This is a genomic window from Streptomyces sp. NPDC041200 (genome assembly GCF_055591805.1).
In genome coordinates this window covers 23,646-49,668 of the sequence record NZ_JBVIZF010000030.1, presented here as the reverse complement: position 1 = coordinate 49,668, position 26,023 = coordinate 23,646, and the positions used below count along the sequence as shown (strand labels likewise).

The 26,023-nt window shown below is 71.9% G+C and carries 24 protein-coding genes, 2 pseudogenes and 1 riboswitch; of the genes and pseudogenes, 17 read left to right on the top strand and 9 right to left on the bottom strand.

All coding sequences use genetic code 11. The annotated features are described in order from the left end of the window. The first annotated feature begins 108 nt into the window (after positions 1–108). The 3 genes from ACZ6CL_RS35125 to ACZ6CL_RS35115 are packed head-to-tail and all read left to right on the top strand — an operon-like array spanning position 109 to position 2,828. A complete protein-coding gene (locus tag ACZ6CL_RS35125) occupies positions 109–1,590 on the top strand; it encodes an amidase (RefSeq protein ID WP_468943528.1) in 1,482 nt (493 codons plus the stop codon). A gap of 55 nt (positions 1,591–1,645) precedes the next feature. Beyond that, on the top strand, positions 1,646–2,299 hold the full coding sequence (locus ACZ6CL_RS35120) for an HAD family hydrolase (protein ID WP_468943527.1): 654 nt from the start codon (positions 1,646–1,648) through the stop codon (positions 2,297–2,299). Positions 2,300–2,315: 16 nt separating this feature from the next. Beyond that, the gene (locus ACZ6CL_RS35115; RefSeq protein ID WP_468943525.1) at positions 2,316–2,828 is read left to right on the top strand and encodes a methylated-DNA--[protein]-cysteine S-methyltransferase; all 513 of its coding nucleotides are present in this window, start codon (positions 2,316–2,318) and stop codon (positions 2,826–2,828) included. Here ACZ6CL_RS35115 and ACZ6CL_RS35110 read toward each other — a convergent pair. From ACZ6CL_RS35110 to ACZ6CL_RS35100, 3 genes are read right to left on the bottom strand one after another with little or no spacing between them, the layout of a single operon-like run. After that, positions 2,756–3,379: a hypothetical protein gene (locus tag ACZ6CL_RS35110; protein WP_468943523.1), complete on the bottom strand. Its 624-nt coding sequence runs from the start codon at positions 3,377–3,379 to the stop codon at positions 2,756–2,758. The genes ACZ6CL_RS35115 and ACZ6CL_RS35110 overlap by 73 nt on opposite strands. Next, positions 3,376–4,107, bottom strand: a complete 732-nt coding sequence (locus ACZ6CL_RS35105; protein WP_468943609.1) for a 2OG-Fe(II) oxygenase — start codon at positions 4,105–4,107, stop codon at positions 3,376–3,378. Before ACZ6CL_RS35105 ends, ACZ6CL_RS35110 begins: the two co-directional genes overlap by 4 nt. Positions 4,108–4,159: 52 nt before the next feature. Beyond that, positions 4,160–4,663 (bottom strand): methylated-DNA--[protein]-cysteine S-methyltransferase, encoded by a 504-nt coding sequence (locus tag ACZ6CL_RS35100; protein WP_468943522.1) that lies wholly within the window; start codon positions 4,661–4,663, stop codon positions 4,160–4,162. 287 nt (positions 4,664–4,950) lie between these two features. Here ACZ6CL_RS35100 and ACZ6CL_RS35095 point away from each other — a divergent pair, with 287 nt between their 5' ends. From ACZ6CL_RS35095 to ACZ6CL_RS35080, 4 genes are all read left to right on the top strand, one after another. Then, positions 4,951–5,469 (top strand): hypothetical protein, encoded by a 519-nt coding sequence (locus ACZ6CL_RS35095; protein WP_468943519.1) that lies wholly within the window; start codon positions 4,951–4,953, stop codon positions 5,467–5,469. 111 nt (positions 5,470–5,580) lie between these two features. Continuing rightward, on the top strand, positions 5,581–6,429 hold the full coding sequence (locus tag ACZ6CL_RS35090; protein ID WP_468943516.1) for a DUF4097 family beta strand repeat-containing protein: 849 nt from the start codon (positions 5,581–5,583) through the stop codon (positions 6,427–6,429). Positions 6,430–6,498: 69 nt separating this feature from the next. Then, the gene (locus ACZ6CL_RS35085; RefSeq protein ID WP_468943607.1) at positions 6,499–7,494 is read left to right on the top strand and encodes an ATP-binding cassette domain-containing protein; all 996 of its coding nucleotides are present in this window, start codon (positions 6,499–6,501) and stop codon (positions 7,492–7,494) included. Continuing rightward, positions 7,491–8,279 (top strand): ABC transporter permease, encoded by a 789-nt coding sequence (locus tag ACZ6CL_RS35080; protein WP_468943514.1) that lies wholly within the window; start codon positions 7,491–7,493, stop codon positions 8,277–8,279. The genes ACZ6CL_RS35085 and ACZ6CL_RS35080 overlap by 4 nt, the downstream gene beginning before the upstream one ends. Positions 8,280–8,394: 115 nt before the next feature. On the opposite strand, the gene metE is transcribed toward ACZ6CL_RS35080, so the two are convergent. Together metE and ACZ6CL_RS35070 are read right to left on the bottom strand one after the other, a co-directional pair. Then, complete coding sequence (metE, locus tag ACZ6CL_RS35075; RefSeq protein ID WP_468943511.1) at positions 8,395–10,713, bottom strand: 5-methyltetrahydropteroyltriglutamate--homocysteine S-methyltransferase; 2,319 nt, start codon at positions 10,711–10,713, stop codon at positions 8,395–8,397. 165 nt (positions 10,714–10,878) lie between these two features. Next, a riboswitch (cobalamin riboswitch) is annotated at positions 10,879–11,102 on the bottom strand. A 67-nt stretch (positions 11,103–11,169) separates the two neighbouring features. Beyond that, positions 11,170–11,553, bottom strand: coding sequence for a winged helix-turn-helix transcriptional regulator (locus tag ACZ6CL_RS35070; RefSeq protein WP_468943509.1), 384 nt, complete (start codon positions 11,551–11,553; stop codon positions 11,170–11,172). A gap of 231 nt (positions 11,554–11,784) precedes the next feature. Between ACZ6CL_RS35070 and ACZ6CL_RS35065 the strand changes: the two genes are divergently transcribed. Beyond that, positions 11,785–12,501, top strand: a complete 717-nt coding sequence (locus ACZ6CL_RS35065; protein ID WP_468943506.1) for an FG-GAP-like repeat-containing protein — start codon at positions 11,785–11,787, stop codon at positions 12,499–12,501. Between the two features lie 76 nt (positions 12,502–12,577). Here ACZ6CL_RS35065 and ACZ6CL_RS35060 read toward each other — a convergent pair whose 3' ends face one another. Next, positions 12,578–14,566 (bottom strand): APC family permease, encoded by a 1,989-nt coding sequence (locus ACZ6CL_RS35060; protein ID WP_468943503.1) that lies wholly within the window; start codon positions 14,564–14,566, stop codon positions 12,578–12,580. Positions 14,567–14,693: 127 nt separating this feature from the next. On the opposite strand from ACZ6CL_RS35060, the gene ACZ6CL_RS35055 reads away from it, so the two are divergent. From ACZ6CL_RS35055 to ACZ6CL_RS35040, 4 genes are all read left to right on the top strand, one after another. Next, positions 14,694–14,918: a PhzF family phenazine biosynthesis protein gene (locus ACZ6CL_RS35055; protein WP_468943604.1), complete on the top strand. Its 225-nt coding sequence runs from the start codon at positions 14,694–14,696 to the stop codon at positions 14,916–14,918. 129 nt (positions 14,919–15,047) lie between these two features. Then, positions 15,048–17,288 (top strand): MMPL family transporter, encoded by a 2,241-nt coding sequence (locus ACZ6CL_RS35050; RefSeq protein ID WP_468943502.1) that lies wholly within the window; start codon positions 15,048–15,050, stop codon positions 17,286–17,288. Positions 17,289–17,323: 35 nt separating this feature from the next. Then, the gene (locus tag ACZ6CL_RS35045) at positions 17,324–18,514 is read left to right on the top strand and encodes a sensor histidine kinase (RefSeq protein WP_468943499.1); all 1,191 of its coding nucleotides are present in this window, start codon (positions 17,324–17,326) and stop codon (positions 18,512–18,514) included. Continuing rightward, a complete protein-coding gene (locus ACZ6CL_RS35040) occupies positions 18,511–19,206 on the top strand; it encodes a response regulator transcription factor (protein ID WP_468943496.1) in 696 nt (231 codons plus the stop codon). Before ACZ6CL_RS35045 ends, ACZ6CL_RS35040 begins: the two co-directional genes overlap by 4 nt. Here ACZ6CL_RS35040 and ACZ6CL_RS35035 read toward each other — a convergent pair. Both ACZ6CL_RS35035 and ACZ6CL_RS35030 read right to left on the bottom strand, forming a co-directional pair. Next, positions 19,201–20,163, bottom strand: a complete 963-nt coding sequence (locus tag ACZ6CL_RS35035) for an LLM class flavin-dependent oxidoreductase (protein WP_468943493.1) — start codon at positions 20,161–20,163, stop codon at positions 19,201–19,203. The two genes, ACZ6CL_RS35040 and ACZ6CL_RS35035, sit on opposite strands and share 6 nt — an antisense overlap. Positions 20,164–20,324: 161 nt before the next feature. After that, positions 20,325–20,468 (bottom strand): hypothetical protein, encoded by a 144-nt coding sequence (locus ACZ6CL_RS35030; protein ID WP_468943610.1) that lies wholly within the window; start codon positions 20,466–20,468, stop codon positions 20,325–20,327. Between ACZ6CL_RS35030 and ACZ6CL_RS35025 the strand changes: the two are divergent. The 3 genes and pseudogenes from ACZ6CL_RS35025 to ACZ6CL_RS35015 form a co-directional block, all read left to right on the top strand. Next, a pseudogene (locus ACZ6CL_RS35025) lies at positions 20,440–20,652 on the top strand (hypothetical protein); the annotation flags it as partial. The gene ACZ6CL_RS35030 and the pseudogene ACZ6CL_RS35025 overlap by 29 nt on opposite strands. A 176-nt stretch (positions 20,653–20,828) precedes the next feature. Beyond that, a complete protein-coding gene (locus ACZ6CL_RS35020; protein ID WP_468943490.1) occupies positions 20,829–21,263 on the top strand; it encodes a nuclear transport factor 2 family protein in 435 nt (144 codons plus the stop codon). A 217-nt stretch (positions 21,264–21,480) separates the two neighbouring features. Then, entirely contained in the window at positions 21,481–23,964 is a 2,484-nt protein-coding gene (locus ACZ6CL_RS35015) for an MFS transporter (RefSeq protein ID WP_468943487.1), read from the top strand. A gap of 43 nt (positions 23,965–24,007) precedes the next feature. On the opposite strand, the gene ACZ6CL_RS35010 is transcribed toward ACZ6CL_RS35015, so the two are convergent. Beyond that, positions 24,008–25,027 carry an Lrp/AsnC family transcriptional regulator gene (locus tag ACZ6CL_RS35010; protein WP_468943484.1) on the bottom strand — a complete coding sequence of 340 codons (1,020 nt, stop codon included), beginning with the start codon at positions 25,025–25,027 and terminating at the stop codon, positions 24,008–24,010. Between the two features lie 227 nt (positions 25,028–25,254). Here ACZ6CL_RS35010 and ACZ6CL_RS35005 point away from each other — a divergent pair. Together ACZ6CL_RS35005 and ACZ6CL_RS35000 are read left to right on the top strand one after the other, a co-directional pair. Continuing rightward, positions 25,255–25,341 (top strand): annotated as a pseudogene (locus ACZ6CL_RS35005) (DNA-binding response regulator); the annotation flags it as partial. A 58-nt stretch (positions 25,342–25,399) separates the two neighbouring features. Beyond that, entirely contained in the window at positions 25,400–26,011 is a 612-nt protein-coding gene (locus tag ACZ6CL_RS35000) for a LuxR C-terminal-related transcriptional regulator (protein WP_468943481.1), read from the top strand. Positions 26,012–26,023 lie beyond the last annotated feature (12 nt).

Genomic DNA, 26,023 nt, shown 5'->3' with positions numbered 1-26,023 from the left:
GTCAGCGCATCGTGACGCAACCGCATGCCGACGCAACCGCATGCCCGGGCCCGGTGTTCTTCATGTCGGGTGACGGTCGGCGGCCCCGAACGGAAGGAGAGACGGCTCGTGGAGGATCTCGCATCGACGACGGCGACCGTGCTCGCGGCGCTCATCCGGAGCCGCAGCGTCTCGCCCACCGACGTCGTCCGGGCGAGCCTGGAGCGCATCGAGCGGCTCGACCCCGTGGTCAACGCCTTCGTGACCGTCTGCCACGACGAGGCCCTGGCCGCCGCCCGGCGGGCCGAGCGCGCCCTCATGGCGGGCGAGGAGCCGGGGCCGCTGCTCGGCGTGCCGATCGCCGTCACCGACCTCGCCCCGGTCGCGGGGGTGCCGATGACGCACGGCTCGCGGGTGTTCGCCGACGACGTGCCGACGGACACGGCGCTGTGCGTGGAGCGGCTCCAGCGGGCCGGTGCGATCGTGGTCGGCAAGACGAACAGCTCCGAGTTCGGCTTCAAGGCGACGACGGACAACGCGCTGCGCGGCCCGACCTCGACGCCGTTCAACGTGGCCATGAACGCCGGCGGGTGCTGCGGCGGCAGCGCCGCGGCGGTCGCGGCGGGCATGGTGCCGCTGGCCCAGGGGTTCGACGCCGGGGGCTCGCTGCGCACCTCCGCGGCCTTCTGCGGCGTCTTCACGATGATGCCCACGTCCGGCAGGGTGCCCGCCCCGGCCCGCCCCAACGCCTACCGCTGGCGCGACGCCGTGGGCTGCTACGCCCCGGTGGCCCGCACCGTCGAGGACGCCTCGCTCGCGCTCGACCTCATGTCGGGGGAGCACCCGGGCGACCCGTACTCCTTCCCCGGCCTCGATTCGTTCGCCGACGGCCTGCGGCCGCCCGCGCTCACCGGAGTGCGCGTCGCCTACAGCCCCGACCTCGGTGGCTATCCGGTGGAACCGGAGGCCGAGGCCCTGGTGCGGGCGGCGCTGCCCGCGCTGGAGGAGCGTGGCGCCACCGTGCGGGAGACGCGCTTCCGGCTCCCGGTGCGCCATGACGAGCTGACCGCCGCCTGGCGTCGCCATCAGGCGGGCTGCCACGCGGAGTCCGCGGAGGCGGCACGGGAGGCCGGGACGGACCTGTTCGGCGAGAACAGCCGCTTCGTCGACCCCGACTACCTGGCCGGGGTGTGCCAGGGGGAGGAGCTGAGCGCCGCCGACATCCGTGGCTACGACCGGCTCCGCACCCGGCTCCTGGACGCCTTCGTGAGCGTGTTCGCCGAGGCGGACCTGCTCATCAGCCCGGTCAACGCGGTCACCGGCGTACGCAACGACCCCGCGGGCAACACCGTGGGGCCGCGGCGGGTCGGGGACGAGGAGGTCGACGCGTACGCCGGATGGTCACTGACCATCCCCTGCACCGTGATGGGAGGCCCCGTCGCGACCGTCCCCGTAGGCCGCGCGGCGAACGGCGTCCCGGTGGGCATGCAGATCGCGGCCCGGCGGCACAACGACTCCACCGTCGTGCGCGCGGCGGCGGCCCTGCAGGCCCAGTCGCCGTGGCACGGCGACTACCAGCGCGTCTGGCGCTCCTTGGCCGCCGCCGGCTGATCCGCCGGAGCGGCCGGAGCCCACAGCACAGTTACTCGGAAAGGTCTGACCGATCATGAACTCACAAGCGGCGCTCTTCGACCTCGACGGCACCCTGGTGGCCACCGAGCACCGGAGCCGGGCGGCGTGGACCCGGCTGTTCCGGGCCCATGGGCTGCCGGTCGACGACGCCCTGCTGGCGACCTTCGTGGGACGCCGCGGCAAGGAGGCGCTGGCCGACCATGTGCACCGGTTCCCCGGCGGGACGGTCGACGAGCTGTTCGAGGAGGCCGTCGGCTACCTGACCGGGCCGGACAGCCCTCCTCCGTACGCCGTGCCGGGCGCCGAGGCCCTGGTGAAGTCCCTGCACGCGGAGGGCGTTCCCATGGCGGTCGTCACCTCGGGGCTGCGGGACCACGCGGGGGAGCTGCTGGAGCTGGTCGGCGGCGCCGGTCTGTTCGCGGCGTTCATCACCGCCGAGGACGTGAGCCGGGGCAAGCCTGATCCCGAGGGCTTCACGGCGGGATGCGCGGCGCTGGGCGTGGCCCCTGCCGACGCGATCGCCTTCGAGGACGCCCCCGCGGGCATCGCGGCCGCCCGCGCCGCCGGGCTGCGCTGTGTCGCGGTCACGACGACGCACCCGGCGGCCGCGCTCGCCGGTGCCGATCTCGTACTGCCCGATCTCACCGGGGTCGAATGGCCCGCGCTGCCCGGTAAGTCCGCGCGCTGACCAGGAGGACCGACCCATGACGGTCTACACGACCCTCGACAGCCCGCTCGGCGAACTGCTGCTGGTGGGCGAGGCGTCGGCCACCGCTCCCGGCGGCACCGCGCTCGCCTCCCTGTCCGTGCCCGGCCAGCGGGGCGGCGCCACGGTCCGCCCCGGCTGGACCCGGGACCCGGCGGCGTTCGCCGAGATCGCCGACCAGCTGCGGGCGTACTTCGGCGGCACGCGCACGCGGTTCGAGATCGAGCCCGTCAGCGGTGGCACCGACTTCCGGCGCCGGGTGTGGCAGGCGCTGGAGACCATCCCGTACGGCACGACGCTCACGTACGGTGGGATCGCCGAGCTGATCGGCGCACCGCGCACCGCCTGCCGGGCCGTCGGCACCGCGATCGGTGCCAATCCGCTGCTGATCGTGCGCCCCTGCCACCGCGTGATCGGCGCGGGTGGGGCGCTGTCCGGCTACGCGGGCGGTGTCGAGCGCAAGCGGCGGCTGCTCGGTCTGGAGGGAGCGCTGGTGGCGACCGGAGAGTAGGCCGTGACCCAGCGGTCCCGCACGGCCCAGGTGCCGCCCTCGGCGGTGGCACCGCGCAGCCCGTGCAGCGTGTCCGGACCGGCCAGCGCGGGGAGGCGGGAGTCCCTGAGGGCGGCGAAAGCGACCGTGCGGGCCGGGTCCCAGTCGGTGGAGTGCCGTAGCCGACGGGCCATCTGGACGAAGCCGAGCGGGGCCGCGGCCATGACCCAGGCGTCGGGCTCCCCGGCGGTCAGCCGACGCGCGGGCCGCAGCCAGGACGCGGCGCTCTCCGGCCAGTCCACCCTGGTGAGGACCCTTCCGTCCCGCGCCTGCCACGCGGCCGCGAAGGCCTCGGCGGCGGCGCGGGAGGCCGTATCACGGCTGTGGCCGATGGCGACGGTCTCGACGCGGCCCTTCGCCGAGGCCAACAAGGCGAGGACCGCGTCGAGTTCGGGATTGGTGTGCGGGTCGGGGCACGGCAGATCGCCGTACGCGGCCAGCTCCTCCGCGCGGATCAGCGGCGAGCGGGACGCCGGTGAGGGCTGGGCGCGGCCGGGCGGGACGGGGGTCATGCGGCGTCGTGGAAGACGAGGCCGAGGGTGTGGCGGTGTCCGGAACGGACGGTGCTCACGCCGTGCCGCATGGGGCCGTTCGCCCAGCCGCGTTTGGAGGCCACGGGGCGGTCCCGGGTGGTGAAGATCAGCCCGTGGCCCTTGGGCAGGGTGGTGGACGATCCCCTCGACTGCGCCCGGGGGCGTTGCTCGGTCATGATGAACTCGCCGCCGGTGAAGTCCTCGCCGGGGGCGTCGAGTCCGACCACCACCTGCAGCGGGAAGAGCATGTCGCCGAACACGTCCCGGTGCAGGGCGTTCCAGTCGCCGGGGCCGTACCGCAGCAGGATCTGGGCGGACTTGGCCTGCCCTGCCTCGTGGCACATCGTCAGCCACTCGTCGAGCGTGTCCGGCCACGGCGCCGGGCGGCCCAGCTTTCCGGCCCAGTCGCGGGCGATGGGGAGCAGCCGTGGGTAGAACGCCTCGCGCAGCTCGCGCACCAGGTCGGGGAGGTCGTGGGTGAAGTAGCGGTACTGGCCGCACCCGAAGCGGTAGCGGGCCATGTCGATGGTGCTGCGGAAGCGCTCCGTATCGTCGTACAGCCCGGCGACGCGGTGGCATTCGGCGTCGGTGAGGACGGGGCCGGTGAGCGCGTTGCCGTACTCGTTGAGTTCCTCGGTGAGCGCGGCCCAGTCATCCGCCGCGACGCGGTCGCCCACCTGGCGTGGGGAGCGGGTGGTGTCGGTCATGACGGTCATCGGCCTTCTTCCTTCCCTGATGGGTCCAGGTTGTCGGCGCGGGTCACATGAGGGTCGGTTGCAGCGCGCCCTCGTGGGTGAGGAGGGCCACCTTGCGCTCGACGCCTCCGGCATAGCCGCGCATGGTCCCGTCCGCGCCGATCACCCGGTGACAGGGCCGCACCAGCAGCAGCGGATTGGCACCGATCGCCGCGCCCACGGCCTGGACCTGCCCACGGGGTACGTCCAGCCGTTCGGCGAGCCGCCCGTAGCTGATCGTGGTGCCGTAGGGGATCTTCTCCAGCGCGTGCCACACGCGCTGCTGGAAGTCCGTGCCGCCGGGCGTGAAGGGGATGTCGAAGACGGTGAGGCCGGCGTCGAAGTAGGCGCTCAGCTGCCGGGCGGTCTCCGTGAACTCGCCGGGCGCGTGGCGCCAGTCGGGCCGTACGGCCGGGGCGTTCTTCTGCCCGGGCATGGACAGCGAGGTCAGCGTGATGCCGTCCGGTGTCTCGTCGCCCACCAGCAGCAGTTCGCCGAGGGGGCTGTCCACGGTGGTGTAGAGGGTCATCGCTGTGCTCTCCCGTGCTCTTTCGTTCACGGTCAACGATGGGGGGTCGAGGCCCGGAATGCTGGCGGTATTCGGACATCACGTTGGCAGTGGCGCGGCTTGGTGTCATCTGGCGTCAGGTGGTGCCATGTGGGTGCCATGTCGTGGCCCTGCAGGTGCTTGAGTGTCCATGGCGCCACCATGGCTCAGGTCGTCCCCTGTGCGTTTCGCCAGGTCAGGATGGTTGGGCAGAGGTGAGGTGCCATTCGGGGTTGCGCATGGCGCCATAGTGGTGCCACCATGACGTCATGGACCTCACCCCGTATGTCGACACCCTCCGCCGCGAACTCGCGGTGGCCGCCGAAACCGGAGGGGACGATGCCCGCGCGCTGGCCGAGCGGCTCACCGCGCCGCTGGAGTCGGCGACCCGGCTGGCCATGCTCAACGTGCTCTCCGCCGCGATGGCCGAGATCACCCGCGAGCTGGCGCCCGGCTCGGTCGACGTACGGCTGCGCGGGCTCGACCCCGACTTCGTGGTGACGCCGCCGCCCGTCGACCGCGGCCCCGCGGAGGCGGCCACCGCGCCCCTCGAACCGCTCACGGCCGCGCCGCCCGCCGACGGCGACGAGGGTGGCACCGCCCGCGTCAACCTGCGTCTTCCGGCCCACCTCAAGGCCCGTGCCGAAGAGGCCGCGAACCGCGAGGGCCTGTCGGTCAACGCCTGGCTGGTACGGGCCGTTTCGGCCGCGGTCGACGGCGGCGGCCGGCCGCGTACGGCGGAGAAGACCCAGACCATGGGACAGAGCTTCACGGGCTGGGTGCGCTAGCCGCACCCCCGCCCGTACCACTTCACACCACACCACCTCACTCCACCGCTTCATCCCACACCACGTCCCACCAGCGGGGACGTCTCCGAGACCCAAGAGGACGGGACAGCCATGCCTACTTTCGACACCCCCGAACCCATCTCGGCCACCGCGCACGTGGAGGCCGGTTCCGTCCAGTTCACGGCGGGCGACCGCCCCGACACCGTCGTCGAGGTGCGGCCCCGCGACCCGAAGAAGGACCTGGACGTGCGTACGGCCGACCAGACCGAGGTCTCGTACGCGAGTGGCATGCTGACCGTCAGGACGCCCAAGCCCAACCTGTTCGGCCTCGGCCGCACCGGCGCGGTCGACGTGACGGTCGAACTGCCCGCGGGCTCGCGCATCGACGCGACCGGCGCCTGGACCCAGGTGCTCGGCGAGGGGCGGCTCGGCGAGGTCCGCGTGAAGACCTCGTCCGGTGACGTCCGCCTCGACGCGACCGGCCCGCTGCGGCTGACCGCGTCGCACGGCTCGATCACCGTGGACCGGGTCGACGGCGCGGCCGAGATCACCACCAGCTCCGGCAGCCTGCGTGTCAACCTCGTCGACGGACCCGCCGTCCTCAAGAACTCGCACGGTACCACGACCGTCGGCGCCGTGACCGGCGAGCTGCGGGTGAGCGGCGCCAACGGCGACATCGACATCCGGCGCGCCGAGGACTCGGTCACCGCCACCACCGCCCACGGCACCCTGCGCGTAGCCGAAGTGGCGCGCGGCACCGTCCAGTTGGAGACCTCCTACGGCGCCATCGAGGTCGGCATCCGCGAGGGCACGGCCGCCTGGCTCGACGTCACCTCGGGCTCCGGGCAGGTCCGTAACACGCTCACCGCGTCCGAGACCCCGGAGAAGACCGAGGACACCGTCCAGGTCCGCGCCCGCACCCGGTACGGCAACATCGACGTCCGCCGCGCCGCCGTCTGAGCCACCCCGCGCCCGTACTCCTCCCGCCACTTCACCCTTCGATCGGAGGGCTCCATGCCTTCATCTGTCATGCCCACGTCCAAGAGCCCGACGTCAAAGAGCCCCGCGCCCGCCGCCGTCTCCGCCATCGGTCTGCGCAAGGCGTACGGCGACAAGACCGTTCTCGACGGCATCGATCTGCGCATCCCCGCGGGCACGGTGTTCGCCCTGCTCGGGCCGAACGGCGCGGGCAAGACCACCGCCGTGCAGATCCTGTCCACGCTCATCGCCGCCGACGGCGGACAGGCCCAGGTCGCGGGCCACGACGTCGCCACCGCGGCGGACGCGGTACGGGCCGCGATCGGTGTCACCGGGCAGTTCGCCGCGCTCGACGATCTGCTCACCGCCGAGGAGAACCTGCTCCTCATGGCCGACCTGCTGCGCCTCGGTAAGCGCGAAGGCCGGTCCCGCGCCCGGGAGTTGCTGGAGCGGTTCGGGATCGCGGACGTCGCGGACAAGCGGGCCGCGACCTTCTCCGGCGGTATGCGGCGCAGGCTCGACATCGCCATGACGCTGGTCGGCGACCCGCAGGTGATTTTCCTGGACGAGCCGACGACCGGGCTCGACCCCCGCAGCCGCCGCACCATGTGGGAGATGGTGCGCTCGCTGGTCGCGGGCGGCACCACGGTCTTCCTCACAACCCAATACCTGGAGGAGGCCGACCAGTTGGCGGACCGGATCGCCGTGCTCGACGGCGGCCGGATCGTCGCCGAGGGCACCGCCGACGAACTCAAGGCGCAGATCCCCGGCAGCCACGTACGACTGCGGTTCGACGACATCGCCGAGTTCGACCGCGCGGCCGCCGCCTTCCCCCACGCGGCCCGCGACGACGAGAACCTCGCCCTGCGCGTGGCGGGCGACGGTGGGATCGACGCGCTGCGCGCCCTGCTCGACCGGCTCGACGCCGCCGGGACCCGGGCCGCCGACTTCTCCGTGCACACCCCCGACCTGGACGACGTGTTCCTCGCCCTGACCGGCGACGGCACCGCCGACACTCCGCTTCACGTCAAGGAGACCCTGCGATGAGCACCCTCACCTACGCCGTGCACGACTCGATGACGATGCTGCGGCGCAACATCAAGCACGCGCTCCGCTACCCCGCCGTGTCCCTGGGCCCGGCCATGATGCCCGTCATGATGCTGCTGCTCTTCGTGTACGCCTTCGGGGGCTCGATCGGCGCCGGCCTCCCCGGGGGCGGCGGGCGGGACGCCTACCTGGAGTATCTGACGCCCGGCGTCATCATCATGGGCGTGGCGTCCGGCTCGATGTCGACCTCGATCGCTGTCTGCCAGGACATGACCGAGGGCATCATCAACCGCTTCCGCACCATGAACATCACGCGCTCGTCGTTCATGACGGGCCATGTCATCGGCAGCGTCATCACGACGATGGTGAGCCTGGTCTTCGTCGTGGCCGTGGCGATCGCGGTCGGCTTCCGCCCGGACGCGAACCCGGTCGAGTGGCTGGCGGTGGCCGGCCTGCTCGCGGCGATCGCTTTCGCGGTGGCCTGGCTGTCGGCGGCGCTCGGCCTGATCTCCAAGACCGTCGAGTCGGCGAGCAACAAGCCGCTGCTGATCCAGTTCCTGCCGTTCCTCGGCTCGGCGTTCGTCCCGGCCGACTCGATGTCGCCGGGCCTGCGCTGGTTCGCCGAGTACCAGCCGTTCACACCGATGACCGAGACCCTGCGCGGCCTGCTCTCCGGCTCGGAGATCGGCAACAACGGCTGGATCTCGCTCGCCTGGTGCGCCGGGATCACCCTGGTCGGCTACCTCTGGTCGCGCTCGCTGTTCAACGGCACCACCAAGCGCTGACCGGCGAACCTGGTGTGGGCGGTGCTCAGGGCCGCGGCGCTCCCGTACGGCGCGCTGCGAGCCGACAGGAACGGGCCGGGGCGTGAGGCGCCCCGGCCCGCCCGGGTGTCCGGGGTCAGGACCCCGACAGCTCACCGCGGACCGTGCGGGCCGCGGCGACCAGGTTCTCCAGCGAGGCGCGGGTCTCGGGCCAGCCGCGGGTCTTCAGGCCGCAGTCGGGATTGACCCACAGCCGCTCGGCGGGAATGGCCTCAAGCCCGGCGCGCAGCAGTTCGGACGCCTCCTCCGTGCTCGGCACACGCGGGGAGTGGATGTCGTAGACGCCAGGACCCGCCTCGCGCGGGTAGCCGTGGGCGGCCAGTTCGCGCGCCACCCGCATATGGGAGCGGGCCGCCTCCAGACTGATGACATCGGCGTCGAGGTCGTCGATGGCCTGGACGATGTCCCCGAACTCGGCGTAGCACATGTGGGTGTGGATCTGCGTGGTCGGGCGCACACCGGTCGTGCTGAGCCGGAAGGCCTCGGTGGCCCACGCCAGATACGCCGCGCGGTCGGCGGCGCGCAGCGGAAGGGTCTCGCGCAGCGCGGGCTCGTCGACCTGGATCACCGAGCTTCCGGCCGTCTCCAAGTCGCCCACCTCGTCCCGCAGGGCCAGGGCGACCTGGCGCGCGGTGTCGGCGAGCGGCTGGTCGTCGCGGACGAAGGACCAGGCGAGCATGGTGACGGGGCCGGTGAGCATGCCCTTGACCGGGCGGTCGGTGAGGGACTGGGCGTATGTCGTCCAGCGCACCGTCATCGGCTCGGGCCGGGAGATGTCCCCGGCCAGCACCGGCGGGCGGACGTAGCGGGTGCCGTAGGACTGCACCCAGCCGTGCTGGGTGGCCAGGTAGCCGGTGAGCTGTTCGGCGAAGTACTGGACCATGTCGTTGCGCTCGGCCTCGCCGTGCACCAGGACATCCAGTCCGGCCTTCTCCTGGAAGCTGACCACCTCCTGGATCTCGGCCTTGATCCGCTCCTCGTACCCGGCCGTGTCGATCCGCCCGGCCCGCAGGTCGGCGCGGGCGGCACGCACCTCGCCGGTCTGCGGGAAGGAGCCGATGGTGGTCGTCGGCAGCAGCGGCAGGCGGAGGTGGGCGCGCTGGGCCGTGGCGCGCTCGCCGTACGGCTGGGAGCGGTGGGTGTCGGCCTCCGTGACCGCGGCGGCGCGGGCCCGTACCGCCGGATCGTGGGTGATCGCCGAGTCGGCGCGGGAGGCCAGGGCGGCGCGGTTGGTGGCGAGTTCACCGGCGATGGCGTCGGTGCCGTGGGCGAGGCCCTTCGCGAGGGCGACGATCTCGGCGGTCTTCTGGCGGGCGAAGGCCAGCCAGCGCAGGATCTGCGGCTCGATGTCCCGCTCGGCCGCCACGTCGAGCGGCACATGGAGGAGGGAGCAGGAGGCGGCCACGTCGACCCGGTCGGCGAGCCCCAGCAGGGTGCCCAGCGTGGACAGGGACTTCTCCAGGTCGTTGACCCAGACGTTGCGGCCGTTGACCACGCCCGCCACCAGGCGCTTGCCGGGCAGTCCGCCGACGGCGGCCAGCGCGTCCAGGTTGGCGGCCGCCGCCCCGGTGAAGTCCAGCGCGAGCCCGTCGACCGGGGCCTTGGCCAGCACCGGCAGGGCGTCGCCGAGCCGGTCGAAGTAGGAGGCCACGAGCAGCTTCGGCCGGTCGGCGAGGGCGCCGAGGTCGCGGTACGCGCGCTCAGCGGCGTTCAGCTCGGCCGGGGTACGGTCCTGCACGAGGGCGGGCTCGTCCAGCTGCACCCACTCGGCGCCCGTCGCGCGCAGGTCGGCCAGCACCTCGGCGTACACCGGCAGCAGCCGGTCGAGAAGGGTGAGCGGGTCGAAGTCCGCGGCCACCCCGGGGGCGGGCTTGGCGAGCAGCAGGTAGGTGACCGGGCCGACGAGGACGGGCCGGGCGGTCAGGCCCAGGGCCAGGGCCTCCTTCAGCTCCGCCACGCGCTGGGTGGAGTCGGCCGCGAACACCGTGTCCGGGCCCAGCTCGGGCACCAGGTAGTGGTAGTTGGTGTCGAACCACTTCGTCATCTCCAGCGGCGCCACGTCCTGGGTGCCGCGCGCCATGGCGAAGTAGCCGTCCAGGGCGTCCGCCTCGACGGCGGCGCGGTGCCGGGCGGGGATCGCGCCGACCATGACGGTGGTGTCCAGGACGTGGTCGTAGTGCGAGAAGTCGCCGGTGGGCACCTCGTGGACGCCCGCCGCGGAGAGCTGCCGCCAGGTGGTGGCGCGCAGTTCGGCGGCGGTGGCGTGGAGGGCGTCGGCGGTGACGCGGCCCTGCCAGTAGCCCTCGATCGCCTTCTTCAGTTCCCGGTTCTGGCCCTGGCGGGGGTAGCCGTACACGGTGGCCCGTGCTGCCGCGGCCGCGGTCTTGCTGGTCACGGAGATCTCCTTCGCGAGATGAATCCCTGAGATCCCGGTGACGGGACGAGAGCGCGAAGGGTGACGGAACCCGGCGGAACCGGACCCGCGCGGCACAGCGCGGTCATCCGCCTGGTAGGTACGCCGACCCGCCCTCGAGGTCACCGAGATGCCGCGCACGAGTGGTTCGTACGCGGGCCACTGGCAGGTCTTCGGACTCGCGGGCACGTCCTCCGGGGGAGGACACCTACTGGCCGTCGCTTCCCAGGCCCGGTTTCGCCGGGCCCAGTGCACATGACGGCGGTCGTTCCCGCTCACCGCTGCGGGGCAGTCCCGGATTCCCACCGGGTTCCCTCTTGCGACGCGTCCCGCCTGGCGGACGGGGCGAACCAGCTGCACCGGCCAGCCTAGGGGGTGCGGCGACGGAGGGAAGAGGGCCGTCCACCATCCGGAGGGTGAGGTGGGCCACCAAAAGGGTCAGGCGCCGAAGCGGTGGCGCGCGTCCTCGATGTGGCCGAGGTACTGGTGGGTCCAGCCGCACATGGCGTCGACCGTGGTGCGCAGGGCCCGGCCCGGCTCGGTGAGGGTGTACTCGACCCGTGGCGGCACGGTGGGGTACACCTTCCGGTCGACCAGGCCGTTGCGCTCCAGCATGCGCAGGTTCTGGGTGAGCATCTTGTGGCTGACGCCCTCGACCTCGTTCCGCAGCTCGCTGAAGCGCAGGGTGCGCTCGCCGATCGCCTCGATGATCAGGAGCGCCCACTTGTTGGCCACGTCCGAGAAGATCTCCCGCGCCAGGGAGTCCGCGCGCCTCAGGTCCGCGTCCTCGGGCAGGCCGCTCAGCTGCTGTTTGGTCGCCATCAGGTTCCTCAGTCGCCGAAGAGTGCGTTCTTTCAGGTCGGCTGTTCACTCTCCTACGGTTTCCCAGTAACCGCAAGAGAGCGCTGGCTCCTGCGGGGTCACCGATGGAATGACACATTCAGGTAACGCGGAGGTCGTGGGTGAACTTCCGTCAACGCGCGCTCATCTCACGGGGCGTCAGCAACTGAAAGGTGTTCATCAATGCTTCGGAAGCGCTCACGTTTGATCGCCGTGCCGCTCACGGCCGTCGCCCTGACCCTGACCGTCGCCGGTTACCAGGCCGGGGCGGCCGAGTCGTCGGCCTCAGGCAGCGCACACCGGTCCGGCAGCGCCACCGACGCGTCGGCCCCGTGCCTGGCCGACGCGACCACGCTGCTCGGTGACCTCGACGGCGACACCTACCCGGACAAGATCACCAACCCCGGGCACACCGGCACCGAGATGACGGTCCAGTGGGGCGCCAAGAACGGCTCGTTCGGCAAGAAGCTCCCCGTCAAGGACCTCCTCGGCGCCAAGAAGGGCGAGACCGCGACCGCCGCGGTCGCCGACTTCCAAAACGACGGCACGCTGGACATGGTCGTCAACATCGTCGAGCCGGCCGACGGCGACGACCCCAACACGGCCCGCGTCGCGGAATACCGTCCCGGCCCGCTGGACCGGACGGACCTGGGGTCCGCCGAAGCCACGCACTCCGACATCGGGGACCACGGCGAGGCCAGGCAGCTCACCATCGCCCAGTACAACGACGACGGCTACCCGGACCTCGCGATCCGCAACAACGGCGGGGACGGGCAGATGGACCGCGACGTACGGCTGTCGAAGCCGGGCGGCGGCCTCGCGGACTTCGACTACGAGGCGTTCCAGAAGTACGGCGAGGCCGGGTCCTGGGCCGAGCCCCCGGCCATGCCCACCGACGGCTGGAAGCAGTTCTACAAGCCCTGCTCCTGACCACCACACCGGGCGCCGTCGCGGGTCTCAAGGACCCCGGCGGCGCCCGGTGCGCGTTTGCGGCGCTCAGCCGAACTCAGCCGACGTGGACGTGAGGCCGGCGCGCCCGGTCGGGTTCGGCCTCGCGGAGGACTTCGCGGGTGACGGGGGCGACCTCGCCCTGGCCGAACAGGAAGAACCGCAGGAACTGGGCGAAGGGGCTGCCCTCGGTCCACTCGAAGTAGATGTGCGGCCTGCAACCGGTCTCGTCCCGTACGTGCAGCAGCAGGGCGGCCAGCGAGTTGGGGATGCTGGAGCCGTCGAGGGTCAGGACGCGGTAGCGGCCGTGCAGCACCTCGCCCCGTACCCGTACCGCGGATTCGAAGTCGGAGGGGTCGCGGACGGTGACCTCGACGAAGATGAGGTCCTCTTCCGCCGGGATGTCGTTGTCGGCCCGGATCTGCTGGGTCTTGTCGCGGTACTCGCCCGCGTCGCGGTTGTCGGGCTCGTTGGCGATGAACCGTATCCGGCGGGTGGCGGTGTCCCGGACGAAGCGCTCGGCCATGGCGTCCAGCTCCATGTCGGTGACCCGCAGCTCGAAGGCGCGGGCGAGCCGGGACAGCAGGGACACCGCGATGATGCCCGCGATGAAACACGCGCCGATCTTGACGCCGTCGGGGCGTTCCACGACGTTGACCGCCGTGGTGTAGACGAAGACCACGGAGATGGCCCCGAAGGCGATGGTCCAGCCCCGCTGCCGGGCGCGGCGGGCGGCGATGGTGACGGCGACGGCGGCTGAGGTCATCAGGACCAGCACCCCGGTGGCGTAGGCGCCGCCCTGGGCGTCCACGTCGGCGTCGAAGATCCAGGTCACCAGGAACCCGATCAGGGTGAAGATCAGCACCATCGGGCGGACCGCGCGGGCCCAGTGCGGTGCCATGCCGTAACGGGGCAGATAGCGCGGCATGAGGTTGAGCAGCCCGGCCATCGCGGAGGCGCCCGCGAACCACAGGATGCCGATGGTGGCGGCGTCGTAGAGGGTGCCGAACGCCGAGCCCAGGTAGTCGTGGGCGAGATAGGCCAGGGCGCGTCCATTGGCCGGGCCGCCCGGCTTGAACGCGTCCTGCGGTATGAGCAGGGTGGTGATGAAGCTGGTGCAGATCAGGAAGCCGCTCATGATCACCGCGGCGGTGGTGAGCAGCTTGCGGGTGTCCCGGATCCGGCCGGTGGGCCGCTCCTCGGTGTCGCCGGGGTCGCCCTGGACGTGCGGCATGACCGCCACACCGGTCTCGAAGCCGGACAGGCCGAGGGCGAGCTTGGGGAAGACCACCAGCGCCAGACCGACCATGATCAGGGGGTTGCTGTGCTGGGCGGTCAGCGCCTGCGACCAGTCGGTGACCACGTGGGAGGCGGTGGCCACATGCCACAGCCCGACGACCACCACGACCGCGTTGAGCGCCAGATACACCCCCACCAGGGCCACCGCCACGCCGATGGCCTCGGTGAACCCCTTGAGGAAGACGGCACCGAGCAGGGCGACCAGACCCATGGTGATGACGACCTCATGGCCGTGCAGGACGCTGGTGAAGTGCGGGTTCTCCACGAGGTGGGTGGAGGCGTCGGCCGCCGAGAGGGTGATCGTGATCAGGAAGTCCGTCGCGGCGAAGCCCAGCAGGGTCAGCACGAAGAGCTTGCCCTGCCAGAACGACAGCAGCCGCTCCAGCATCGCGATCGACCCCTCACCGTGCGGGCTCTCCTTGGCCACCCGCCGGTACACCGGCAGCGCCCCGAGCAGGGTCACGGCCACCAGGACGACGGTGGCGATGGGGGAGAGCAGCCCGGCGGCGAGGGCGGCGATACCGGGCTGGTAGCCGAGCGTGGAGAAGTAGTCCACGCCGGTCAGGCACATCACCCGCCACCAGCGCTGCCCCCGGTGCCCCTCGGAGGGCTGGGCGTGCGGCCCCGGCTGCCGCTTGGCCATGTCGGACAGGCCCTCCAGCATCCAGGACCGCAAGCGGCCCGAAGGCCGGCGGTGACCGCCCGCACCGTCCTGCTCGGGGGCCGCCACATCGGAGGGGGTGGCCATTGTGTGCTCCTGTCCCACGCTCAATCGAATCTGTCGCCGAAGAGAATCGGCCAGATCAGGGTAAGCGGGGCGATTGGGGGCACATGCAGCGGTGGCCGGTCCACCGTGCGGAAGGCCCTTGATCGCCATGCCGCGTTCACGCCCATCCGCCCAGGTCGACGTGGGCTACCGGCTGCGGATCTTCACCCCGGGCGGCGAGCTGCCGTTCGCCGGGCACCCTACCCTCGGGTCCGCGCGCGGCCGGAGTTCATCGGCCAACCGCCTGTGCCGTTCCACGCCAACCCCGCACGCCCGGGGCCCGGTTGCGGTGATCTTCTGTCATCCGTACGCGGCATTTCGTGCTCCTCCTTGAGGAGGACGGCGGCGCGTCGGCTCGTGCGGTGCCACCAACGGAGAGTGCCAGCACGCGCACGATGTCACGGCGGCCCCGCCCGGCCAGGCTGGTGCTCCACTCGCATCCAGACCTGGAGACCCGTTTCTCGTGGCTACGTTCCTCTATCGGTTGGGCCGGATCGCCTTCCGGCGGCGCCTGTTGATGACGCTGTTGTGGGCGGTGATCCTCGGCAGTGTCGGTGTCGGCGCCGCCAAGGCCCCCGCCGCCTCCGACGACGGCACGTCCTTCATGCCGGGCATCGAGGCACAGAAGGCCTTCGACCTGATCGGAGAGCGTTTCCCGGGCCCGGCCGCCAACGGCGCCAGCGCCCGGATCGTGTTCGTCGCACCTGACGGGGAGAAGGTGACGGCGGCCGACCACCGCGCCGCCGTCGACACGTTCGTGGCGAAGGCCGCGGACGAGCCGAAGGTCACCGGCGCCGTCAGCCCGTTCACGGCGGGCGCGGTGAGCAAGGACCGCTCCACCGCCTATGCCACGGTGAACTACCAGGTGAAGTCCGCGGATCTCACCGATGCCGACAAGGCCGCGCTGCGGAAGGCCATCGACGGGGCCGGGGACTCCGGTCTCACGGTCGAGGTCGGCGGCACCGCCCTCGCCACGCAGCCCGCGGCGGGCGGTTCCTCCGAGGCCATCGGCATGGCCCTGGCCGCGGTCGTCCTGCTGATCACCTTCGGGTCGCTCGCGGCCGCGGGCCTCCCGCTCCTCACCGCCGTCGTCGGCATCGGGATCAGCATGGCCGCCATCATGGCCCTGGGCAGCACCTTCGGACTCTCCCTGACCACGGGGACGCTCGCCACGATGCTCGGTCTCGCGGTCGGCATCGACTACGCCCTCTTCGTGGTGTCCCGGTACCGCGAGGAGCGTGCCAACGGGCACGACCCGCGCGAGGCGGCCGGTCTCGCCGTCGGCACGGCGGGCTCCGCCGTGGTGTTCGCCGGTCTGACGGTCGTCATCGCGCTGGCCGGACTGACGGTGATCGGCGTTCCGATGCTGGCCAAGATGGGACTGTGCGCCGCCGGTGCCGTGATCGTGGCCGTACTGATCGCCCTCACCCTGGTCCCCGCGCTGCTCGGCATGTGGCCCGACGCCGTCCTGTCGCGCCGTACGCGCAAGGGCGGCCCCGCACCACAGGCGGCCGACAACGGCGGTTCCCGGTGGGCGCGGTTCGTGCTGCGCCGCCCGGTGACGGTGCTGGTGGCGTGCGTCGCGGGCCTGGGCGTCCTGGCGCTGCCCGCCGCGCAGCTGGAGATGGGCATGCCGGGGGCCGAGTCCAAGCCCGTCTCGTCGACGGAGCGGCGCGCCTACGACGCGCTCGCGGACGGCTTCGGCGCGGGCTTCAACGGGCCGCTGACGGTCGTGGCGGACGTCAAGGGCGCGGACGAGCCCAAGGCGGCGGCGCGTGCGATCGCCGAGCAGATCGGCGCGACCCCCGGGGTCGTGTCCGTCTCTCCCGCGCGGTTCAACCAGGCCGGTGACGCCGCCCTCTTCTCGGCGGTCCCGGCCACGGGCCCGAACGACGAGGACACCAAGAGCCTCGTCACGGCCATCCGCTCGGAACGCCCGGGCCTGGAGCGGGAGACCGGGGCGACGTTCGAGGTGTCCGGCAGCACCGCGATGGACATCGATGTCGCTCAGGCCCTGCAGGACGCGCTCGTGCCCTACCTGGCCGTCATCATCGCCCTGGCCCTGGTCCTGCTGCTGGTGGTCTTCCGCTCCGTCCTCGTGCCCGTCAAGGCCGCACTCGGGTTCCTGCTGTCGGTGCTGGCCGCCATCGGCGCGGTCGTGGCGGTCTTCCAGTGGGGCTGGGGCGCGGAGCTGCTGGGGGTGGAGCAGGCCGGTCCGATCATGAGCCTGATGCCGATCTTCCTGGTGGGCATCGTGTTCGGCCTGGCGATGGACTACGAGGTCTTCCTGGTCTCGCGTATGCGGGAGGCGTACGTGCACGGGGACCGGCCCGTCCAGGCGGTCGTCACGGGTTTCCGGCACAGCGCCCGGGTGGTCGCGGCCGCGGCGGTGATCATGATCGCGGTGTTCTCCGGATTCGTCGGCGCCGACGAATCGATGATCAAGACCATAGGGTTCGGCCTCGCCGTCGCGGTGCTGTTCGACGCCTTCGTCGTCCGCATGGCGCTCGTGCCCGCCGTACTCGCCCTGCTCGGGGACAAGGCATGGTGGATGCCGCGCTGGCTCGACCGGCTGCTGCCCCGCGTCGACGTCGAGGGCGCCGGGCTGGCGACGTCCGCCTCTTCTGCGTCATCCGCGTCTTCCGCGTACGGAACCACACCGGCGTCCGGTGAGCCGGTGCGCCAGGAACCTGCCCGCACCTGACACGGGCCGTGGGCGGAGTGTTTTCTTGGAGGGTGATGAACAACAGCTGGCAGCGCCGGGCGGCGGCCCATCCCACAGCCGTCGAGGCCACGGCGGTGGCCCTGCTGTTCGCGTGCACCGTCGCCTCCGTGCTCCTCACCCGGTCGTTCATGCCCGGGACACCGGCCCTGTGGCCCGGTATCGCCCTGGCCGCCGTCGCCTGCGCCGCACTGCCGTGGCGCGGGCGACGGCCCCTGTACGTCCTCGCCGCGGCCACCGTGTGCACCATGGCGCTGGGGTCCCTCGGCTACCTCGTGACTCCCGGGCTGATGGGTCCGCTCCTGGTCGCGCAGTACTCCACGAGTGTGCGGACCGTGCGCCGCACCACCTGGAACAGCGCGCTGGCGGCCGCGGCGGGCATGGTCCTCACCGGGATGTTCGTCCCCTCGTTCCTCGACTCACCGATCATCGTGATCGTCAACCCGGCGGCCTGGGTGCTCCTGTCGGCGGCCCTGGGCGCCTACGTCCGGGTGCGCCGTGAGTACGCGGCGGCCCGCGCCGAACACGCCGACCGGCAGCGTGAGGAAGAGGCACGCCGCCGGGTGATCCAGGAACGCATGCGCATCGCACGGGAGTTGCACGACGTGGTCGCTCACCACCTGACCCTGGCCGACGCGCAGGCGGGCACGGCCGCACACCTCGCGCGGACGCACCCGGACCAGGCCCTCGGGATCATCGCCAAGCTGCCGGACACCACCGCTGCCGCGCTGCGCGAACTCAAGGCCACCGTAGGGCTGTTGTACCAGGACGATGACACCGCCGACCTCGCTCCCGCACCGGGGCTGGAGCAACTGGCCGAGCTGGTCGACACCTGTGCGACGGCCGGCCTTGAGGTGATCGTCACCGTCGAGGGACAGCGGCGTCCGCTCTCGCCGGTGCTCGATCTGACGGCGTACCGGATCGTCCAGGAAGCACTCACCAACGTCACCAAACACGCCGCGACCCGCACCGCCGAGGTCCGGCTCCGCTACGCTCCCCGCTCCCTGAACCTGACCATCACCAACGGCACCGGATCCGGCCGCCCCCTGGTCACCTCTGCCTCGGGAGGCGGCTTCGGCCTGCTCAGCATGCGCGAACGCGCCACCGCCGCGGGCGGCACCTTCCACGCTGGCCACCGGCCGCGGGGCGGCTTCGAGGTCGCCTGCGGCCTTCCGCTCCACAGCCACGACGAGAGTCTTGCCACATGACGATCCGCGTCCTGCTCGCCGACGACCAGGCCCTGCTCCGGGCCACCTTCCGCATCCTCATCGACTCGGTCGAGGACATGACCGTCGTCGCGGAGGCCGCCGACGGACAGGAAGCCGTCGACCTCCCCGCCGCGCACCGGCCCGACGTGGTCATCATGGACATCCGCATGCCGAACCTCGACGGCGTGGCGGCCACCGCGGCCATCTGCTCCCGGCCGGAGCTGTCGGGAACGCACATCCTCATCCTCACCACGTTCGAGAACGACGAGAACGTGGCCAAGGCCCTGCGCGCGGGCGCGGGCGGTTTCCTCGGCAAGGGCGTGCGCCCCGACGACCTGATGTCGGGCATCCGCACCGTGGCGGCCGGGGACTCCCTCCTCTCACCCACCGCCACCCGGGCCCTCATCACCCGCTTCCTGGCCACCCCGGACACGGACGGCTTCCTCGCCCTCCCCGACGCCGTCAAGGCCCTGACCGACCGCGAACGTGAGGTCACGGCCCTGGCCGCATACGGCAAGTCCAACGCCGAGATCGCCGACCGGCTCGTCCTGAGCCCGCTCACCGTACGCAGCCACATCCAGCGGGCCATGACCAAAGTGGGCGCCCGCGACCGCGCCCAGCTCGTCGTCATCGCCTACCAGAGCGGCCTGGCCACACCGCGAGCACACCCCGGCAGCCGACCGTGCTCATAGCACCCGGGCCAGCGAGTCCAGCGACGCCAGGTAATCGCTGCCCACGGGTGTGAGGACGGCACTGGTCACACCGGCGTCGAACAAGCCCGCCAGCGTGGCCCGCGCCCGCTCCGGCGTGCCCGCCACGGCCAGCTGCCGTACCCAGTCGTCCGGCATGGCGCGGGCGAACTCCTCCGGGCTGTCGCAGCGCGAGCGCAGGGCGGCGAGATCGCCGTGGAAGGGCAGCGGAGCGACATGGGCCCGCCAGTCCGGCTCCCCGACCACTCCGAGGGCGGGCCGGACAGCCGCCAGCGCCACGGAGGGATCGTCATCGACCGCCGCGATGTTGTACGCCACCAGACGGTGCGGGCGGGTGGCGGCGATGTGCTGGAGCGATTCCCGTACGTAGGCGGGCGTCACCGGTTCCGCGAGAAGGGTTCCGTCGGCCACGCCACCCGAAACAGCCAGCGACTTGGGCCCCCGCACCCCGGCCAGAACGGGCGGCACCGCCGCTGGCGTGGCACTCTCGTCCAGCCGCACCCCGTCGACGCGCACGTACTGCCCCTCGTGATGAACGAGTTGGCCGTCCAGCAGCGACTTCAGCACGGTGATGTACTCGCCCAGCAGAGTGAGCGGGCTCCTCGGCCACGCCCCGACGCTCCGCATCCAGGACGGCATCCCATGGCCGACGCAGATGTCGACGCGGCCGGGATGCAGCTGCGCGAGGCTCGCGATCTCCATCGCGGCGAACGCCACGTTCCGCGCGCCCGCGGGCAGCAGCCCCACACCGACGCGGACCCGTTCAGTGGCGGCGAGCACGGCCGCCGCCTGGACCAGCCCTCCCCGATACCCGAGGTCTTCCACCACCCACAACTCGTCGAAGCCGCACGCCTCCGCGCGCTGCGCGAAGGCGACGATGTGTCGCGCCGGAATATCGCGTGGCATGAGGACGCCGATGGCGCCTTCCCGTCTCGTCATGGTGATGTCATGCCCAGCGGGCCCACCTCCCATGGCTGAGGGACCGTTGGCCGGACCGTCAGGCAGGGGGCGACGGCGCGGGGTCCCGGCGGTGCCCCAGCCAGGTGCGGCTCAGGTCCTCACGCGGTTTCCCTGGCGTCGCCCCGGGAGGTAGCCGCCGCTTACCCCAGCAGCAGGGCGAGCGATCCGGCCAGCATCACCGCAGCGGTAGCGAAGTGGATCCCGTAGGCCGCGCCGCGTGGGCCGCCGGCGCGTAGCACCGCCAGTCCGTCGCCGATGGGCGTGAGGGTGAACCCAGGCGGCATGACAGCTTCAGAACGCCGCGCCCGCGAGCGCGCCGAGCGCGTGGAATACAGCCAGCCCGTCCTGTACAGCCACTTCGACGGCAAGGCCGCCATCGTGCAGGCCGTCGCCCTCGACGGCTTCACCGAACTCGCCCGGCCGCCGCCCTCCCGGCGGGCCCCCGCCAGCTCGACCTCGTCGCCGAGGTCATCTGGAGCGCCCTGCACGGCCTGGCCGCACTCGCCCGCGACGGCCGGTCGCGTCGCCCGCCTCCAGCGCGTGTCCCGCGGGCTGGGATGGCGTCCATCGGCCGGGGCTCGGGGCAACGGCGCATCATACTAGTCGATCTGACGAACCGTATTCCTGAGTACGAGGTGAGAGACATGAACGCAGCCGCAGCACGGTTCCGCGCCGCCGTCGACAACCGCGACCTGGCCGCCCTGGAAGATCTGTTCACCGACGACATCCGCTTCTACAGCCCCGTGAAGTTCACCCCGTTCGAGGGCAAGCCCCTGGTGCTGGGCCTCTTCGGGGTCCTGCTGCGCACCTTCGAGGACTTCCGCTACACCGGCCACCACGACGGCACCGCCGAGACGAGCGCCGACGGCGGTGTCTCCGACTCGGCAGTCCTGCTCTTCCGGGCCACCGTGGGCGGTAAGCAGATCCACGGCATCGACCTGCTGCACTTCGACGACACCGGCCGGATCAAGGAGTTCACGGTCATGGTCCGGCCGCAGTCCGCCGTCCAGGCCCTGGGCGAGGCCGTCCTCGCCGGGCTGGTGGCCGACGGCCTGGTCCCGGCACCCGCCGACCGGTAGCCGGGTCCGGGGAATCCGGGGCCTCGCCGATGAACAGCTCGCGGGTGATCTCGCGGGTGACGGTGCGGCCCCGCGTCGGAAATCCTCCCTGAGCCCGCTCCGGATGTCGGTTTTCCCGGTCCTGGCGGCTGTGGCTGGATCTGAAGCAGGAGGTGGCCGGAAGCTGACGGCGGTGCCAGCCGAGTGCGGTATTGCCGTGCGCCAAGGGAGTAGATCCGTGAACGCCACACCCATGATGAACGAGCCGAGAGAACGGCAGGTGGCCACGCTTGTCATGGCGTGCCTCGGGATGTTCGTCGCCTATCTGCCAGTGACCACCGTCTCGGTGAGCCTGCCCGCCATCCAGAGCGCCTTGCACGCGTCGACCACCCAGCTGACCTGGGTGCAGTCGGCGTTTCAGCTCCCCATGGCCGCGTTCATCCTCACCGCCGGGGTCTTCGGCGACGTGCACGGCCGCAAGAAGGTGTATCTGTCCGGCTTGGTGCTGGCCGCTGCGGGAGGGGCCATCGCGCTGTCGGCCGATTCGGTCGAGGTGCTGTGGGCCGGGCAGGCTTGTGCCGGTCTGGGCGCGGCCGCGCTGCTGCCCTCGACGCTGGCGCTGATCAGTCATGCCGTGCCCGACCCGCGTAAACGCGCCACGTTCGTCGGGCTCTGGGCGGCGTCTTTGATGGCCGCGCTGGCCATCGGGCCCATGCTCGCCGGTGTGATCCTCGACCACACCACCTGGCGCTGGATCTATCTGCCCGCCATCCCGGTGGCGGTCCTCACCCTCCTGGTCGCGGCACCGCTCGTGACCGACTCCCGCGCTCCTGGTGGGCGCAGGCTGGACTGGCCCGGTCAGATCACCGCGGCGGTGACGGTCACCGCGCTGGTCTACGGCGTCATCGAGGGCGGCGCCACCTCGTTCTCCGAGGGGCGGGTGCTCGCGGCCCTGTCGCTGGCCGCGCTCAGCGCTGTCGCCTTCGTGCTGGCCGAACGGCGCAGCGCCAGCCCGATGCTGGACCTGTCGCTCTTCCGCAGCGCGGCCTTCAGCGCGACGACCCTGATCGCCATGATCACCTTCCTGGGGCTGATCGGCTTCTTCTTCGTCCTCAGCCTGTACTTCGGCCTGGTACAGCGCCTGGACACGCTGCACGCGGGGTACCGGATGCTGGTCGTCTGCGTGGTCTGCCTGATCGTGGGCGCGCTGGCGGGACGTCTGATGCACTGGATCTCGCCGCGCGTCATGATCACCACCGGGCTGCTGGCCACCGTGGGCGCGCTGCTCTCCTTGACCGCGATCGACGCCGGGACCGGCTTTGGCCCGCTGGCCTGGCGGCTGGCCCTGCTCGGCCTCGGCCTCGGCATGGTGATCACCCCCATGACCGCCACCGCGGTCGCGGCGGTGCCGCACCATCTGGCCGGTATGGCGGCGGCGGGCAACAACGCCTTCCGGCAGGTCGGCGGCGCGCTCGGACCGGCCGTGCTGGGCACCCTGCTGACCACCAGGAGCACCGACACCCTGCCCGGCCATCTGCGCGACGCCGGGGTCACCGGACCGGTGGTCGACCGGATCACCGACGCCGTGAACGCCGATGGTCTGGGAGCGGCGGCCCGGATGAACCTGGGCGCGGACACCGGCCGGGCCATGGGTGCGCTGGGCGAGGCGTTCCTCGACGGCCTCCATCTGTGCCTGATGGTGGCCGCGGGCCTGGCCCTCCTCGCCGCACTCGTCGGGGCCGTACTGCTGCGCACTCCGCCGCGCACGGCGCCTGTCACCAGCGCCGCGGGGCAGGGCGCGGCGCGGGACGCCGAGCCTTCCGCCGGGTTCGAGCGGGAGCGGGAGCGGCAGCGGGAGCAGGAGCGAGCGAGCGAGCGGGAGCCGGTGCTGGTCGGCGCCCATGCCCGCGGTCGGCCGGGCGCGGTCGGCTCGGCGGCATTCGCTCCTGACAGCGGTGCGGGATCCGTTCTGTACGGCCGGATACTCGGGACGGCCGGGGAGGCGGTCGAGGGGGCCACGCTGACGCTGATCTCCCTGGGCGGGCGGCAGCTGGGCCGGGCCGTGGCGCGCTCCGGTGGCCGCTACCGTCTGGACGCGCCGGGTGCGGGATCGTACGTACTGATCGCGGCGGCGGAGGGCCATCAGCCGCAGGCGTCCACCGTGGTGGTGGGCGAGGAGCCGCTGTCCTACGACGCCCTGCTGTCCGTGATCAGCGGGCTGGTCGGCACGGTGGTCACGGCCGTGGACGAGACGCCCGTGGAGGGCGCGACGGTGGCGGTGATGGACGTACGGGGAGAAGCGCTGGCCGCTGAAACGACCGACGCCGCCGGTGAGTTCGCGTTCGGCGAGCTGCCCGAAGGTGACGTCACGGTGGTGGTGAACGCCGCCGGACACCGGCCCGCCGCACTCCCGGTGCGGGTGTCGGGCGCCCGGCTCGCCCGTCTGAACGTGTCACTGCGTGCGGGCGCCATGCTGCGGGGCACGGTACGGGCGGGCGCCGACCGCGAACCGCTGAGCGACGCGCGGGTCACGCTCGTGGACACGTCGGGCGACGTGATCGGCACGGCGACCACCGGGCCGGACGGTGTCTATGCCTTCACCGACCTGGAGGCGGGGGAGTACTCGCTGATCGCCAGCGGCTATCCACCGGTCGCGGCGCCGGTGGCCGTGGGCGGCCCGGGGTTCGAGTACGACGTGGAGCTGGCCCATGCGGAGGGCTGAACCCGGGGCCTGAGCCCGGGGGCTGGGCGCACCGGCCGATCGGTCAGCGCTCCGGTTCGTACGTGAGCTGCTTGACCTGGCGCAGGACGAGCGACGACTCGACCGCCTGAACGCCGTCGAGGGCGCCGATCGTCCTGCTCAGGTACGTGTACAGCTCGTTGGGGCTGCGGAATCCGGCGGCGACGACGATGTTGGCCTGGCCGGTGGCGGCGGACGCGAAGTTCACTTCCGGGTGCGCGGCGAGGCTGCGGCCGACGTCGTCGAGCGCGCGCGGCGCCACCGTGAGCCAGAGCATGGCGCTGACGTCCTGCCCGACCGACTCGCGGTCGTACTGCACGTCGAAGTACAGCACGCCGGTGGTACGCAGCGCTTCCAGCCTCCGTTTGACCACCGACTCCGACTGGCCGGTGACCTTCTGCAGGTCGGTGAGGGTGGCCCGGCCGTCGCGGCGGAGCAGTGCGAGAAGTGCCTCGTCGGCGGCGTCCAGGGAGACGGGGGCGTCGAACGGCTCCGGAGCGGGCGGCCGCAGAGCGGACTCCTGCTCGGGAGTGAGCGCGTTGGCCTTGTTGAGCCAGCTGGCCGAGCCGCCGAAGAAGGGGTGCAGGAGGCAGTGGGCGGTCACGCTGACGATCTGCCGGGTGCGTTGCAGTCGGCCGAAGAGCAGCTCGTCCCGCTCCTTGCGGCTGCGGGGCTTCATGCCGCAGACGACCTCGGTGCCACCGGAGATCAGGGTCACATGGAGGGTGTCGGGGCGTTTGGCGAGCGCGTCCGCGAGGTTCTCCGCCACGTCCGGCACACAGTGCAGCCGTACGATCCAGGTCTGCCGACCGAGCCGGTTCTCGTCCGTCATGCCGAGCACCCGCACGTTGACGGTGTTGTGCAGCCGCCGGTACCGCCGCGCCACCGTCTGGTCGGAGACCCCGAGGACATCGGCGATACGGCTGAACGGCGCGCGCCCGTCGAGCTGCAGCGCCTGCAGCACCTTCAGGTCTAGGGGATCGAGCGCGGGGACGGCCCCTCCGCGTGCGGAGCCGCCCGCATCCCGTCTCACACTCGCACTCACGCCGCGAGAATACGACACCTGGACCCCTAGCAAGCACCTTGACTCTTGCCAAGGGATTACGGTCCCTCCGGACCGCCATCTGTCGGGAGGGAGCACCATGCCAACCGGCAACCCACCGCCATCCCTCGGGTACATCGACGACGACGAGGAACTGAGCGAGTCGCTCGCCTGGCTCCTGGAGCCGGTCGGCATCCGCTCCGAGCGCTTTCCAGGACGCCCGGACCTTTCTGCGCTCCTACGACCGGGACCGGCCCGCCTGTCTGATCCTCGATGTGCGCATGCCCGAACTCAGCGGTTTCGACGTCCAGCAGCTGCTGAACGAGACGGGCGCGCCGCTGCCCGTGGTCTTCGTCTCCGCGCACGGCGACATCCATGCAGAACGGCGCCGTGGACTTCCTGGAGAAGCCGTACGACCCGCAGCACCTGCTCGACGTCGTACAGGCCGCGCTGCGCACCGTGCGGGAGCGCTTCGAGCGGGACGCGGTCCAGCGCGAGCTGCGCGGGAAACTGGACAGCCTGACCTCCCGGGAACGGGAAGTGCTGGAGCTGGCCGTCGCCGGTATGCCGAACAAGCAGATCGCGGCGCGGCTCGGCAGCAGCGCCAAGACCATCGATGTCCACCGCGCCCGGATCCGGGAGAAGACCCGCGATCTGTTCCGCACCATGGCGGTGCGCGACAGCCTCGCCGCGAGTGCCGAGGCTCGGCAGGAGTGGCCCCCGCACGGCATCGCGCGGGACATCACCTTCGCCGCACACGACATCGAGGTTCCGGTAGCGGTGCTGGCCGGGGAGAACGCCCTCGTGGAGCCGCCGGGCGTCCTGCGTGACCACCTCCTGCCGCACATCCCGCACGCGACCCTCACGACGGTCCCTGGCGTCGGCCATCTGCTGCCGGTGGAAGCCCCCGAAGCCGTCTCGACGGCTCTCGGGGACTTCCTGGCGGCCCTTCAGAACTGTCCGATTGACCAGGGGCGCCACGGGTAGGGATCGGCAGTG

What these genes read in the sequence shown, in the direction of transcription:
- ACZ6CL_RS35020 (WP_468943490.1), top strand. Translation starts at nt 20,829, where the DNA reads ATGAACGCAGCCGCAGCACGGTTCCGCGCCGCCGTCGACAACCGCGAC.
- ACZ6CL_RS35105 (WP_468943609.1), bottom strand. Translation starts at nt 4,107, where the DNA reads ATGACCGACACCACCCGCTCCCCACGCCAGGTGGGCGACCGCGTCGCG.
- ACZ6CL_RS35060 (WP_468943503.1), bottom strand. Translation starts at nt 14,566, where the DNA reads ATGGCCACCCCCTCCGATGTGGCGGCCCCCGAGCAGGACGGTGCGGGC.
- ACZ6CL_RS35040 (WP_468943496.1), top strand. Translation starts at nt 18,511, where the DNA reads ATGACGATCCGCGTCCTGCTCGCCGACGACCAGGCCCTGCTCCGGGCC.
- ACZ6CL_RS35100 (WP_468943522.1), bottom strand. Translation starts at nt 4,663, where the DNA reads ATGACCCTCTACACCACCGTGGACAGCCCCCTCGGCGAACTGCTGCTG.
- ACZ6CL_RS35085 (WP_468943607.1), top strand. Translation starts at nt 6,499, where the DNA reads ATGCCCACGTCCAAGAGCCCGACGTCAAAGAGCCCCGCGCCCGCCGCC.
- ACZ6CL_RS35035 (WP_468943493.1), bottom strand. Translation starts at nt 20,163, where the DNA reads ATGACGAGACGGGAAGGCGCCATCGGCGTCCTCATGCCACGCGATATT.
- ACZ6CL_RS35120 (WP_468943527.1), top strand. Translation starts at nt 1,646, where the DNA reads ATGAACTCACAAGCGGCGCTCTTCGACCTCGACGGCACCCTGGTGGCC.
- ACZ6CL_RS35055 (WP_468943604.1), top strand. Translation starts at nt 14,694, where the DNA reads ATGCCGCGTTCACGCCCATCCGCCCAGGTCGACGTGGGCTACCGGCTG.
- ACZ6CL_RS35090 (WP_468943516.1), top strand. Translation starts at nt 5,581, where the DNA reads ATGCCTACTTTCGACACCCCCGAACCCATCTCGGCCACCGCGCACGTG.
- ACZ6CL_RS35080 (WP_468943514.1), top strand. Translation starts at nt 7,491, where the DNA reads ATGAGCACCCTCACCTACGCCGTGCACGACTCGATGACGATGCTGCGG.
- ACZ6CL_RS35110 (WP_468943523.1), bottom strand. Translation starts at nt 3,379, where the DNA reads ATGACCCCCGTCCCGCCCGGCCGCGCCCAGCCCTCACCGGCGTCCCGC.
- ACZ6CL_RS35045 (WP_468943499.1), top strand. Translation starts at nt 17,324, where the DNA reads ATGAACAACAGCTGGCAGCGCCGGGCGGCGGCCCATCCCACAGCCGTC.
- ACZ6CL_RS35030 (WP_468943610.1), bottom strand. Translation starts at nt 20,468, where the DNA reads ATGCCGCCTGGGTTCACCCTCACGCCCATCGGCGACGGACTGGCGGTG.
- ACZ6CL_RS35000 (WP_468943481.1), top strand. Translation starts at nt 25,400, where the DNA reads ATGCAGAACGGCGCCGTGGACTTCCTGGAGAAGCCGTACGACCCGCAG.
- ACZ6CL_RS35070 (WP_468943509.1), bottom strand. Translation starts at nt 11,553, where the DNA reads ATGGCGACCAAACAGCAGCTGAGCGGCCTGCCCGAGGACGCGGACCTG.
- ACZ6CL_RS35115 (WP_468943525.1), top strand. Translation starts at nt 2,316, where the DNA reads ATGACGGTCTACACGACCCTCGACAGCCCGCTCGGCGAACTGCTGCTG.
- ACZ6CL_RS35095 (WP_468943519.1), top strand. Translation starts at nt 4,951, where the DNA reads ATGGACCTCACCCCGTATGTCGACACCCTCCGCCGCGAACTCGCGGTG.